This window comes from Paenibacillus sp. PAMC21692 (assembly GCF_014303795.1).
Lineage (GTDB): Bacteria > Bacillota > Bacilli > Paenibacillales > Paenibacillaceae > Pristimantibacillus > Pristimantibacillus agaridevorans.
This window is the reverse complement of record NZ_CP060293.1, coordinates 3,110,241-3,123,464: the sequence shown is the minus strand read 5'-3', so window position 1 is coordinate 3,123,464 and position 13,224 is coordinate 3,110,241. Positions and strand designations below refer to the sequence as shown.

Sequence of the window (13,224 nt, the reverse complement as noted above, 5' to 3'; positions counted from 1 at the left end):
TAAAAGCATAATCTATACAAATCCTTGCGGATTGCATATTCGATTGAATCTGTGCTAGCCCTTCACGCTGCCGATTGTCAAACCCTTAACGAAATAGCGCTGCAGGAACGGATACAGCAAAATGATGGGACCAATCGTCAGCACCGTCGTTGCCATCTTCACGCCTTCCTTCGGAATTGCTGCGGCGGCAATCGAGGAGTTCACCCCGCTGGATGCGGCATACGAAATATTGGACGTAATCGCCCGAATGAGAAGCTGCAACGGGTACAGCTCTCGATCGCTGACGAGCATCAAGGCAAGCCACCAGTCGTTCCAATAGCTGATCGAATAAAACAGGCCAATCGTCGCCAGCCCCGGCATCGCAAGCGGCAAAGCGATGTTGAACAGCAGCTTGATATCATTCGCCCCGTCTATTCTCGCCGCCTCAAATATAGCGTTGTCAATCGTCGAGAAAAAGCTGCGGAGCACAATCAGATTAAACGCATTGATCGTATACGGCACGATTAGCGCCGCCAGGCTGTCATACAGATGCAAATACTTGGTGGTCACAATGTACCAGGGCACAATTCCGCCGTTAAACAGCATCGTGAAATAGACGAAAAACGAGATCGGCACGCTCATTCTCCATTCGCGCCTGGACAGCGCAAAGGCCATCATCGTCGTAAGAAGCAGGCTGAAGGCTGTGCCGGCAAAGGTCACGAACAGCGTAACCTGATAGGCTCCCAGAATCGAGGAGCCGCGGCCAAGCACATATTTGTAGGCGTCCAGCGTAATCGCATGGGGGAAAATATCAAAGCCGTTGGCGCGAATATACTGCTCATCCGTCAAGGACGTCGAAACGATCGTCATAAACGGGATAATGGCGGCAATGACGAACAAACCAATACACACATAGGCCAACCAGGCCACTAATTTGTCGCTTATCGTGTACGCTTTCATCGGTCACAACTCCAGTCTGATTGGAAGCTATTAGAACAAGGCGGAATCTTTATCATATTTTCGCACGACGGCATTGGCCGCAAACACAAATAGAAAGCCGATAAACGATTGCAGCAGGCCGATCGCCGAGGACATTCCCACATCGTTCAGCGTGCGCAGCGCCCGGAATACATACGTATCGATGACATCCGTTGTGGAGAAGAGCAGACTGTTATCGCCTACCAGGCCGTATATCATGCCGAAGTCGCCGTAGAAGATGCGTCCGATCGCAAGCAGCAGCAAAATAATAATCGTTTTGGAAATGCCGGGAATCGTAATATGCCGGATTTGCTGCAGCTTATTCGCCCCGTCAAGCTCGGCCGATTCATATTGCTCCTGATCAATGCCCGTAATCGCCGCCAAATAAATAATGCTGCTGAAGCCCGCCGACTTCCAGACGTACAGAAGCACAAGAATAGCCGGCCACCACTCGGCGCTGCTGTACCAGCTTATACGGGGCAATCCGAGACTGCCCAGCCACTCGTTCAAGATGCCGAAGTCTGTATTCAGGAAATTGTAGGCAAAGACCGCAACAATTATCCAGGATATAAAGTTGGGAAGAATGATCAGCGATTGCGATATTTTTTTGAACCAGGTCAATCGGATCTCATTGATCAGGATAGCCGTGATAACCGCAAGCGACGTGCCAATCCCGATAAACAGAATGTTCAGGAACAACGTATTGAAGATTACCTTGAGCACGGAGGCCGTATCCACCGTAAGAAACCGGAAATTATCGAGGCCGTTAAATGGGCTTCCGAAGATGCCCAAATCCATGCGGTATTCCTTAAAAGCGACAATAATTCCGGCCATGGGCAAATAATTGAATAATAGAAAAAACACAATTCCCGGCAAAACCAATACATACAAAAACCTGTTTTTTATCAAATCCGTCATAAACCATTTTGCAGACTTCACCATCCGGCACACCTCATTTTTTGTATCTGCTTGCTGCTGACAGACTAAAATATAGCGCTTCCAGTTCGGGGCAACAAGTTAACAAACTAAATATTGTTTAGAAAACTATAGCTTTTCGCTTTAGAAAATCACAGATTTCGCGGATATGTCGCAAAACAAACGAAAAAACGCCCCTGTGGGCGTCTCTCGGTTAGTGCGGTTGGCTTTTGCGATATTCGGTAGGCGCCAATCCCGTTTGTTTCTTGTACCATGTGACAAAGTAGGAGGCGTTTAGAAAACCGACCTTTTCCCCGATCTCCTTGACCGCCAGCCTGGATCCCGTCAGAAATTCGTTCGCCTTGCGGACTCTCAGCTGCGTCACATATTCCAGAAACAATTGATTAAACAGCTCCTTGAACAATCTGCCGAAATAAATGCCGTTATAACCAAAGCGCTCGGCAACCACCTCAATCGAGAGGTTTGAATTGCCGTATTGCTCCTCTAGAAATTCGGCGATCTTGTCCGCCAAATCCGACCTGCTGTGCTGCTTGCTTTCCTTTGTCCGATGGATGGTATCCTTGCAGAAATGAACAAACCAGTCCTCTATCTCTGACAGCGTTTCCATTTGTTGCAAACGATCAAGCATATTCATGAAGGCGGCAGAGGCGGTGGAAACGACGGAATTGGCATTGGCGCTCACAATCGAAAACAGCAAAAAGTGAACGGATGTGCGAATCATCGAATATGGAGCCACGCGAAAAACGTCAAATACGTCCGTTACCGCCGCATCGACAGCTGCTTCCTTGCCCGACCGGATGACTTCAAGCAGTTGCTTCTGCTTGGACTGCGGGTATTCAAATTCCGCATCCGCCTCTCTTAGCAGCTGCTCGTACAGCAATATATGCCCCGTTCCTTGCGTCAAACGATAGTGGACCGCTTCCCTCGCTGTTAAATAGGCTTCTCCGATTCCCGAACCGTCGGCAACAGGGAGGCCGACGCCAATGGTGGTCGATATGCCATAAGCATCCGCGATCTCTTGCTGCAGGTTCTTCAGCAGCTCCGGCATCGACGGACATTCACTCGCCTCGCCGCCCAATAGAAGCACCGTTTCCTGCTCCAGCTTCACAACCTCGCATGGGGTTCGGGCATGCATGTACTGTTCTGTCAAGCTGTACAGAACAGCGCTTACACGCAAATCCATCTCGGCCCGGTGCTCCTTCAACTCTCGCAGACTGTCCGGCCTGACTACAACCACGTGCAACTGATCGCTGCCCATAATATCCAGACGCAGCTGGAAGGTATCGCAATCGGACTGCTCGGGCTGCCGATTGCCTTGCAGCAGCTCTTTCAAATATTCTGCTTTCATCGTTACGCGCGACAATCGGTTAGTTGCCTCCAACTGTTCGAACCTTGTTGTTACATTGGCGTAGAAACGGGTCAATATTTCCATTTCGCCCAACTTCTCGTCCGACATTGTCTCTTCATTCGGCAATTGAAAGCGCTGTGCCTTCCGCGCAAGCTTCGACAATGGCGAAGACAGCATGCCGCTCAGCACGGCCGATGCTCCTAGAGCCAGCAGCAGCAACAGTAAGCAGGTCGTGATGGCCGTGCGGCGTATATCCGATATTTCGGCCGTAGCCGTCTCATAAGGAAGCGTCGATACCAAATACCAGCCCAATGGCTCCGAATAGATCGAGGATACCAGCATTTTCTGCTTATTCTCCATGGAAATAAAATTGCCGCCGGTCTGCTCTGTCATGATGCGCCGCACATCGCTTCTGCCCGACATGTCTTCCAGAAAGCCGCCCTCATAGGGCGCATACACCGCCTGCCCCTGCCGATCCAGCACCAGCAGATTCATACCCAGGGTCTGCTCGTCCCGAACGGGGACAAATCCGTCCAGCGTCACATTGACAATAATCGCGCTTGAGATGTCCCGATTGTTTGCGTCCCGGTCATAATAAAACACCGTATAGACATGATCCGCTTCGCCCTCTCCCGGATTGACCGTAAGCATGCGGGGCAGCAGTTGCCCCAAACTTTGCACATTCTCCTCCCGCAGCCAGGCGATCGTATCCTTCTCGGCGTACATTTTATCCCGATCCGTCCCTGTCCATATACCGGTTTGACCGTTGTACAGGGCGATAGAATACAGATTGGTATTCGTAATCAGCAAATCATTAAGTCTGCGCATCGCCTCCGCCTTCAGGAAGTAATCGCTGTCCGCCTCTCTCCCGTTTATCACTTGAATAATGTAAGGGTCCAATGACAGCTGCAGCGTAATCAGACGCGCCTGCTCGGATATATGCTCCAGAATGGCGGAGCTTTGCTCCAGCCGTTTCTGCGCGATATCATTAATTTGCGCCGCCGAGCCTTTCGAGAAGGCTTGGAACAGCAACGCGGCAATCGTCAAGGCTACGACAACCAGCAGTACCACGAATGAAATAAAAAACCGAAAAAAAATCGATTTGGGCACTATCTTCTCTCTGATACGTCTCATCTGCTTCTCCCCCGCCTTCCAATGCAACTACCCACCATAATGACACCGTCATGGCTGATTGACAAGAAAAAAGACTATCCTTGCGGACAGTCATCTCGGGCTTATCATTCTCCCATATCCTTCGAACGGATAATCGATCACGATGCGGCCGGCCTCCGTATCGCCGATTCCCGCATACAGATCGCATCTGCCGTCCTCGCGCAGCACAATACCCGATGTGAAGGTGCAATCGGTCAAATCGGGCTTTTTGCTTGGACCGTCGGGATAGCAGCTCCGAGTGCCAATAATTTTTTGATCCAGAACCACATGATTGTCCACATCGAATACAAACGAAAAATTCATGTAAACCTGCTGCATCTGATCGTCCGCCGCATATGTCTTATAGCAAATATGTCCGATTACGCCAATCTTCCCGCTGTCCAGGCTGTAGGCCTGATTGCAGCCGCCCCATTCATCCCGGGCGAACAGCCCTGGAATATAACGCGCACGCTCAATCGACTCCGCCGTCAGCTCGTCCAGATGGTCAATAATCGTAAATCCGATCATCGATTCGCTGCCGAATTCCCGCCGGATGTCCTCGCTCCTTGGCCGCGAAAACACGCCGATTCGTCCATCCATCAATTGCACCAGACGAATATCCTTCATATATTCGGGGCCGGTTGCGAAGTAGTACAGGTCATCCAACTCCGTGCCTCTATAAAAATATCCGAAATAGGTGTCGACCTGGCCTTGCCGATAACGTACATGCGTCCCGCCCATAACGATCCGGCCGTCGATTATGCTTACATACGGGTCCTCAAGCTGATAGCTCACGCTTTCAGGCACCAGCGTCCATTCGTCCGGTCCAATCTGCTCGAACAGACGAACCCACGAACGCGCCCATTCGCCCCGTCTTTCTACACGACCGTAAATATACGACCGGCTCCTCCATACAAATGGAATCGAAACATTATAAACATCGAAGCCTTCCACCCCATGGAAAGTTAGCTTTGCGCTTTCACAGATCACTTTGTTTTGTTCAAATTGCTCGCGTTTTTGCAGCAGCAGCATCTGTCATCGTCCTCCGTCTCATCGCTAGAATCAGCTATGATCTTACCATGGCGACGTGTGGGAAATCCTGCCGATATTTCTCATCGATTACGCTAGATTGATATTTGTGTAAACTTTCATTTATGGATTTAAGAATATCCCTTTATAAACAGGACTTTAAAGCAACGGCTCTCATGATACAATTATACTGTATTGATCGAAGGGAGAGGACGAGCAATGGAGAGCCCTATTCTGCTGTTCAGAGCGGAAGGTGGAATTGACAGGGAAGCGGAAGGGCATTATCGCGATCTTAGCGGCATCGGAAATACGGCTGGACCGCATACGCACGACTTCTTTGAATTTTTTCTGATTACGTCAGGTTCGGTCTGTCATTGGATCAATGGAAAAAAGGAGCAGTTGGACGAAGGCTCGCTGGTGTTTATGAGACCCCAGGATGTTCATTTCTACGAGAAGCTTCCGGGCAAGGATTTCCGGCTCATCAATCTCTCCTATTACAGCAAGACGGTCATGGAGCTGTTCGCCTATCTGGGAGATGGCTTCCCGCAAGATGCTTTTTTATTCGCTCCTTATCCCGCTTCAGTTCGGCTTTCCCAACAGGACAAGCTGCTGTTGCAACGCCGTATGGAAAAGCTCTATCGTATCCCTCAGCATGACAAACGGTGGTTTCGTACAGAATTGCGCTCCCTGTTGTCGGAGGTATATGTCAGCCATATGATGCCCAACGTTGTCGCCAAGCCCGACGAACGTCCCCCTTGGTTCGTACAGCTCTGCTTGCAAATAAAAAATCCCGCTTGCTTCCACGAGGGAATCGCTGCCATGCTGAGCTTATCCGGCAAATCCCATGCGCATCTTTGCCGTGTGTTCCAGCAATGGGAGCAGTTGACTCCCCTCCAATACTTGAATCGCGTAAAGCTCCAATATGCGGAAAATCTGCTGCTCTGCTCCGACTGGAGCGTTCTCGACATTTCCCTGGAGGCTGGCTTTCATAATTTGGGCTACTTCTACAAATCCTTTAAAGCACTTTATGGACACACGCCGCTTCAATATCGTCGGATTCACCAATCGGCGTTTTAATAACAAAAAGCTCTTAAGATAGGCGGAACCTCATCCTAAGAGCTTTTAATGTTCAAACTCCCTCGTGGCGTCTATCGCCGGATCTCCCGTCCGAGCTCAGCGGATTCGTAGATCGCCGAAGCTCACCTCTGATCGGGAAACTTCATCGCTTTGTACTGTTGTGCAAACAAACCGCCGTTATAGCCGACTTCGCTTATTGGAATATCTTGAATACGGATAAGTGCCCCATCCCGTTCCGCAGACAGCTTGGCAGCAATTGCTGCCATTTCCGCTTCTGCCAGCTCATCGAGCGAGATCGGCGATGGCGCTTCCCCTGCCATGTAAGGCAGAACGTTTTCCAATATGGCTTGATATAAGCGATTATTGTCCACCTTTATAAACTCGACTTGTTTTTGCGTCGTTATCGAGGCGTAAAAAGGCAAGTAACCGGATGTCTTCCCGATGCTCACCATTGCGCGCCTGCCGTCTTTCCAAGCCAGCTCGATCTGTTGCTGTGTGGTCTCACCCACGTATCTGGCCGATTCGATCCCCGCTCCCATAAGACCATGAAGCATGGCATAAGCATGAATACCGTAGTTAAATTCATCTACCGCGCAGCCTACAAGTCCATACACCCATTCTTCCGTTCCTAATCCTCGTTCTTTCCACTCTTTCACTTCATTGCAATAGCGGAGTGCAGATCCGCCTGTAAGTATGGCGCCATCCTTGCCCCAATCGATGAGCTGCTGCAGGTCCCTGGCGTTGCCGGCTAAAGGTTTGTCGATAAATACGGCTTTCCCCGCTTCTATAAAAGGCCTTGCGTGTTGGACATGCAAATCCCAATCGCAGCTGTGAATAAACACCGCATCTACCCGCTCGACCAGCTCTTCTATCGTTTCGCAAACATGATCAATGCCATGCTCGCGAGCGAATGTCGCAGCATATCCAGGAGGATAGATCGTTCCGCTATCGAACACTCCGGTGACGTGATGCCCCATCTCGCGAACAATGGGAACAAAGCTGCCAGGATGTGACGTATCGAGGTCCACCAAACCGATTTTTAATGATTTCATTTCGTTTGCTCACCTCTGCCATATAATCGATTTTCGTATTCGGAGCCTATTTCAAGCGCCCCTCCCATCACATTAAAAAATGAATCGTCCAACGTAAAAAGTCCTTTATTAGGTGTGATCCATGACGCATCGGAATAGGTATGCCAGCTTTTCATCCGTTCCCAATTGCGGTAGTTCTGTTGACCGTTCGCTTCTAACACGCCGATCTTTAATTCCGGAAGCGGAGGCAACTGAGCGGCCAATGTTTTGTTCCAATCCGCTAATACGGGATTAGCGGTTAGATCGGCACAGAAACAATGAATACCTCTATCGCGAGCTAGTTTAGCGATTTTTAAACTCATGCTCATCGTCTTGGCGATCGGCTTAAGCGCGATCGCCTTATATCCCATCTCAATCCTCTCTTGCGCATCACCTTCGTTATGGATGCTTTCGTCGGCTGCAAATCGAACGGGCAAATCCGACACATCGATAACATTCGTCTCGTTAAACGGTTCCTCAAGCAGCACTATGCTCTCCAGTGCGCCTATCCGATCGGCATGCTCCAGGAAACTTATCATACGACCTTTCCCGTCATACCTGCCATTGGCATCCAAGTAATAAACGATTTTCCCGTTCTGCGTGTATGGCGTATCGAAGCGAGAAGCAATACGGTGGATCTGTGACAGCCTCTGCTTATCCCATTCCAGCATTTTGGCAGGATCCCCGTTTTGCTCGGGATCGGCGCCAATTTTAATTTTCAAAATAAAATAACCTTCTCCAATAATCTGTTCAATCTTCTCTTCTGACAGATTGTAAGACACAAGAGGGATGCACCCTAGCTGTTGCTGTCGAGCCGAAAGGGCCGAACGGTATGACTCAGGTACCAACTCTTGGAAGCCGCCTCCCGCGCCCTTGCCTTTGCTGTACAATGACCACGCCGCTTGATCCAAGGCAACAAGCGCATTCAGAGCAAAGGTCGCACGAAGATCTTCCCTTCCAACACTTCGTTGCGCGAATGCATGCACTTCCGGAAATAATCGATCCATTAAATCGATTGGCGTATCAAATTCCGAGTGCTCCGCAAGCATCAATGCATATTGGGTCGCATTAGCCATCAAAGCGTTGCCGGTCTGCTCTCCATATTGCGAAAATACCCGGTCGTCTGACCATAAGACGCTTTGAACGCCTACTCCGATGCCGAGGGCGCCGTCATGAGAACGAAGCCCGGCAACAGATTGCCATAACTCCGTCAAGTAGTCCCCTTTAAATCCGAAAGGCTCCAGCAAAGGTTCTTGGATCGATAGATGTTTGGATTCGGCGATTGTTATCATTTTTTATCCTCCAATCGATAAGCTCTCCCCGTCAATACGACCTTCCCTAGCCTTGTTTAATCCTCTCGCTTATGGACTCCTCGACTACGGCTTGAATCAGCTCCGGCTTGCCGCTTTCCAGCGAAGCAATCGCTTGCAAGATCATCAGCGTGGCGTATAAGCCGTCCACATGATCGATTGTCGCTTTGGCGTTTTCCTGCAAGCATTTTAGAAACGCTCGATTTTCTTCCATAAACCCGCTTTCCGTGCCTTGGAATACTTGCGGCTCTTTTCCTGCCTCGGTATATGTCAAAGTAGTAAGACGATCGGATATCGTAATCGACTTGCCTTCTGCAAACATTTGCATAAAAAACTTGCTTGTTAATGGAGGACAATCGCTATCGCCCTGGACCAAACAGCCCGCCGCGCCGTTGTCGAATCGATAGACGGCCACCAGGTTGTCAACAACGCCGCTTGGTTGATAATAGTTGCCGCCAGCCGCATATACCTCTACCGGATCGCCGCCTGCCATAAACCGCATAATATCGGTGGAGTGGCATCCTTGGCTGATGACGTTGCCTCCGCCTTTAACGGGATCATTGGGCCATATGCCGTCCCCCCATCTGCTGTCCATCATTTGCATGGTCACCATAATAGGATTAGGGATCAATTCTTTCGCCTTCCACAACATCTCGTAGTATCTCATCTTAAACGCCGTAAATAACGTTTTGCCTGTACGCTTTACCGTTTCTCCCACAGCCACGCATTCCTCTACAGTCATCGCCAGAGGTTTCTCTACGAGCACATGTTTGCCGCTCTCCATAGCACGGATGCAGTATTCGGCATGTGTATCATGCATCGTACACACATACACAACGTCTATCGCAGGATCATTAAACAGTTGATCGGGATCATCCGTCGCATAATCTGCGCCAAATTCCTCCATCAATTTTTCTGCGCTTGGCTTGTAAACGTCGAAACAGCCTGACAGCTTTATTCCCTCAAGCTCAGCGATACATTTGGCATGCGTTCGTCCCAAGTTGCCGCATCCGATCATTCCCACTTTAATCATCGTAACTCCTCCAATCGTTTTTAACTGCCGTATATACCCTTGGAATAAGATAAATAACTCCACAACTGATGTATAAACTGATGTATTTATCTAACAATAAAGTACAGGATTTAAACTATTTCGTCAATCTATGATCGTATATTTTATATTCATCACTAACGTTGATGTACTTTAAATAGTATTTTCATTAGTTATACAGCAGAGTGATGGTGAGTGAAACCAAATTAATATTCGCTTGTCACCATATAATCCCCGCTTATCCCTAGTATTAGGAATATTCATTTTACTTCTACCAATAAACACATGTATAGTACAGTGAGATGCACAACATAACTAAACTTTATATTGTAGTAAGGAGCGATCCATGTGGAAAGAATGGTTGGAACCGTCGTTAGAGGACTGCGTTGCCCTATCATAAATCAGGGGGACAATATAGAGGAAATCGTTGTAGAAAGTGTGGTGAAAGCTTCCGAAGCCGAAGGGTTCACAATAAATGATAAAGATATCGTTACCATTACGGAGTCCATTGTTGCTCGTGCGCAAGGTAATTATGCGACTATCGACAATATTGCCAAAGATGTTCGTTCGAAATTTGGAGAAGAGACTGTGGGAGTCATATTCCCGATCTTAAGCCGCAATCGATTTGCGAACTGTCTCAGTGGGATTGCAAAGGGTGCTAATAAAATTGTTTTAATGCTAAGCTATCCATCTGATGAGGTTGGTAATCACTTAGTTGATATTGACATGCTTGATGAAAAGGGAGTTAATCCATGGACAGATGTTTTGACCGAAAAACAATTCCGCGATTATTTTGGATTTAATAAGCATACGTTTACCGGTGTTGATTATATCGATTATTATAAATCATTAGTTGAAGCATATGGCGTGGAATGCGAGGTTATTTTCTCCAATAATCCAAAGACCATTTTGAATTACACCAAACATGTTCTAGCTTGTGATATACATACAAGATTCAGGACAAAGAGAATACTAAAAGCAAATGGCGGAGTCAACGTTTATAGCCTCGACAATATACTGTCTGAGTCTATCGATGGCAGCGGATATAACGAAGCTTATGGTTTGCTGGGCTCAAATAAATCGACAGCAAGCAGCGTGAAGCTTTTCCCGCGTAATTGCCAACCTGTAGTTGATGCCATACAACAGAGGCTCAAAGTAGTAACTGGAAAAAACTTGGAAGTCATGGTTTATGGAGATGGCGCCTTCAAAGATCCCGTAGGTAAAATATGGGAACTTGCTGACCCTGTAGTATCGCCCGCCTACACAGCAGGACTGGATGGAACCCCTAATGAAGTGAAGTTAAAATATCTTGCCGATAATCATTTTGCTGATCTAAGAGGCCAGGAACTGAAAGATGCTATATCGCAATACATTAACAATAAAAATTCAGATCTTACAGGTTCAATGGAAGCGCAAGGCACTACACCCCGCAAGCTTACCGATCTAATTGGTTCCTTATCCGATTTAACTTCCGGAAGCGGAGATAAAGGTACGCCTATCGTCTTTATTCAAGGTTATTTTGATAACTATACGAAATAAATACATTGCGTTACCGAACAATCCCAAATAAAGAGGGTGTCCCAAAGCCATTAATTTGGCCAGGGCACCCTATCATTCTTCAATCTGATGCGGAGCTCCCCCTACTTGGAGAACGAATAATCATAATAGGTCTCCGCATTGCTTAAGCTTGCCCATATATCCTCACTTTCGCCGCCAATATACCAATAAGCTACCCCGGCTAATTTTTTGTCTACGGCCAGGCGATATTTGGCTATAAGGGAACGAGCATCCTCAAACCAGATCGTGTGCTTCAAAGACTGCTTTATATAGCTAGCCACATATTGCCCCATTGCTTCATTCCACATGGGCTTAAGCGCGTAGGTTTTGATCTTCCGATTTTGTTCGGTAAGGGTAATAAATTCGGAGGATGAAACGGTGCCATTCTCATTTAATGTCCAATCCCGATTATAGAAAGGGAGGGCGAGAATTACCTTCTCGCTTGGTACGACCTTAAGGAGTGTATCAATGGCATGTTCGTCATACGGCAACGAAGCATTCGAGCCTGGATATAAGCTTCCCCCATAATGCTCATCGTATCCCATCATCACGACATAATCCGCTTGCTTGCCAAGCGCGGCATAGTCGAATGCTTCCGTCCAATCCGTGCCTAGATCGGGAGACACATCAATTGAGAGCACTGCCCCAAGCGTATGCAGCTGCTCCGCTAAAGAAGTAATGAATGTCGTAAGCAATGCGCGATCCTTTGGGGCGACGTTCTCGAAATCAATATTAAGTCCTTCCAGGTCGTAACGCTTCACGATTTCCGATAATTGCTCAACGACTTTATTTCTTACTGTAGAATCAGACAACATAAGGTGGGTAGCTGATTGATCGGATCGATTGCCAACCATTGCCCAAATCCGCTTGTCATTCTGCTTCGCCCATGCAATAAGCTTCGTGTCTGTAGAATCGGAAACGGCACCTGTTTCCCCTACGAAATACCAGCGTGGTGATAGCGTGTTTACATTCGATTTCAAAATATTGCTCTGATACTGTTCCCTTGTCTGGCCATACTGCCATCCGATAACTATTCTTTTTTCCGGCAACGCCTTAAGCTCCGCGGCCCAGCTCTTATTTTGTAACACTCGATCGATAAGCACGGCTGTTTCCTGCCTTGTTATGGGCTCCGAAGGTCTGAACTTCCCCTTATTATCGCCTTTCATTAATCCTGCTTTATGGACCGCGGCAACGGAGGCGCTTGCCCAGTCTGCAATTTCTTTACCATCCTTAAAAGCTGTAAGGAGCCCAATAGAGCTTTCCCCTGTCCGTTTCAAAGCTCTTGCTACCCAGACTGCCGCCTCTTGCCGCGTTACAGCCCTTTTTGGAGCAAAGGATGCAGCAGTTATGCCATTAGCTAGTTCTAGTTGAACAGCAGCCTGTATCCAGCCATAATACCAATCGTCCAGCGCTACATCAGTAAAAGATGTTACGGGACTTGCAACTGGATTAAGCCCCAACAAGCGATCCAATACGGTAATAAATTCAGCTCTAGTAATGGACCTGGTAGGCGAAAAGCTAGTTTTCGATGTACCTGTCATCATCTTTTTGTTATATAAATTTATGATTTCATTCTGTGCGTAGCTAGTACTAATATCATCAAAAGGCAGAACTTTGTTAGCTGTTGCTGCCTGAAATGAGCCGCTTGCTAAAAAAACGACAATAAATGTCGTTATTGCTAATCTACCCAGCATGGATTTTTTGGTATACTCCTCTCTCTATCTCAATTCTCGAAGC

Annotated in this window: 10 protein-coding genes; 2 read left to right on the top strand and 8 right to left on the bottom strand. The window is 47.9% G+C overall.

Features of this window, described 5'->3' with window-relative positions; all coding sequences use genetic code 11:
* Window positions 1–54 precede the first annotated feature (54 nt).
* The 4 genes from H7F31_RS12265 to H7F31_RS12250 all read right to left on the bottom strand — a co-directional run bounded on the left by H7F31_RS12265 (window position 55) and on the right by H7F31_RS12250 (window position 5,425).
* Entirely contained in the window at window positions 55–939 is an 885-nt protein-coding gene (locus H7F31_RS12265; RefSeq protein WP_187104404.1) for a carbohydrate ABC transporter permease, read from the bottom strand.
* A 30-nt stretch (window positions 940–969) separates the two neighbouring features.
* Window positions 970–1,899: an ABC transporter permease gene (locus H7F31_RS12260; RefSeq protein WP_187104403.1), complete on the bottom strand. Its 930-nt coding sequence runs from the start codon at window positions 1,897–1,899 to the stop codon at window positions 970–972.
* 187 nt (window positions 1,900–2,086) lie between these two features.
* On the bottom strand, window positions 2,087–4,375 hold the full coding sequence (locus H7F31_RS12255; RefSeq protein WP_187104402.1) for a helix-turn-helix domain-containing protein: 2,289 nt from the start codon (window positions 4,373–4,375) through the stop codon (window positions 2,087–2,089).
* Between the two features lie 90 nt (window positions 4,376–4,465).
* A complete protein-coding gene (locus H7F31_RS12250) occupies window positions 4,466–5,425 on the bottom strand; it encodes a DUF1861 family protein (protein WP_187104401.1) in 960 nt (319 codons plus the stop codon).
* A 216-nt stretch (window positions 5,426–5,641) separates the two neighbouring features.
* Between H7F31_RS12250 and H7F31_RS12245 the strand changes: the two genes are divergently transcribed.
* Window positions 5,642–6,499, top strand: coding sequence for a helix-turn-helix domain-containing protein (locus H7F31_RS12245; RefSeq protein ID WP_187104400.1), 858 nt, complete (start codon window positions 5,642–5,644; stop codon window positions 6,497–6,499).
* 122 nt (window positions 6,500–6,621) lie between these two features.
* Here the strand turns inward: H7F31_RS12245 and H7F31_RS12240 are convergent, their stop codons facing one another.
* Genes H7F31_RS12240 through H7F31_RS12230 form a run of 3 tightly spaced genes read right to left on the bottom strand, consistent with a single transcriptional unit; the run spans window position 6,622 to window position 9,912 of the window.
* Window positions 6,622–7,551: a Gfo/Idh/MocA family protein gene (locus tag H7F31_RS12240; RefSeq protein ID WP_187104399.1), complete on the bottom strand. Its 930-nt coding sequence runs from the start codon at window positions 7,549–7,551 to the stop codon at window positions 6,622–6,624.
* On the bottom strand, window positions 7,548–8,861 hold the full coding sequence (locus H7F31_RS12235) for an enolase-like domain-containing protein (protein WP_187104398.1): 1,314 nt from the start codon (window positions 8,859–8,861) through the stop codon (window positions 7,548–7,550). Before H7F31_RS12235 ends, H7F31_RS12240 begins: the two co-directional genes overlap by 4 nt.
* A gap of 46 nt (window positions 8,862–8,907) precedes the next feature.
* Window positions 8,908–9,912: a Gfo/Idh/MocA family protein gene (locus H7F31_RS12230; protein ID WP_187104397.1), complete on the bottom strand. Its 1,005-nt coding sequence runs from the start codon at window positions 9,910–9,912 to the stop codon at window positions 8,908–8,910.
* A 366-nt stretch (window positions 9,913–10,278) separates the two neighbouring features.
* On the opposite strand from H7F31_RS12230, the gene H7F31_RS12225 reads away from it, so the two are divergent.
* A complete protein-coding gene (locus H7F31_RS12225) occupies window positions 10,279–11,469 on the top strand; it encodes a coenzyme F420-0:L-glutamate ligase (RefSeq protein ID WP_187104396.1) in 1,191 nt (396 codons plus the stop codon).
* Window positions 11,470–11,570: 101 nt separating this feature from the next.
* Here the strand turns inward: H7F31_RS12225 and H7F31_RS12220 are convergent, their stop codons facing one another.
* Window positions 11,571–13,181, bottom strand: a complete 1,611-nt coding sequence (locus H7F31_RS12220; protein ID WP_187104395.1) for an S-layer homology domain-containing protein — start codon at window positions 13,179–13,181, stop codon at window positions 11,571–11,573.
* Window positions 13,182–13,224: the final 43 nt, after the last annotated feature.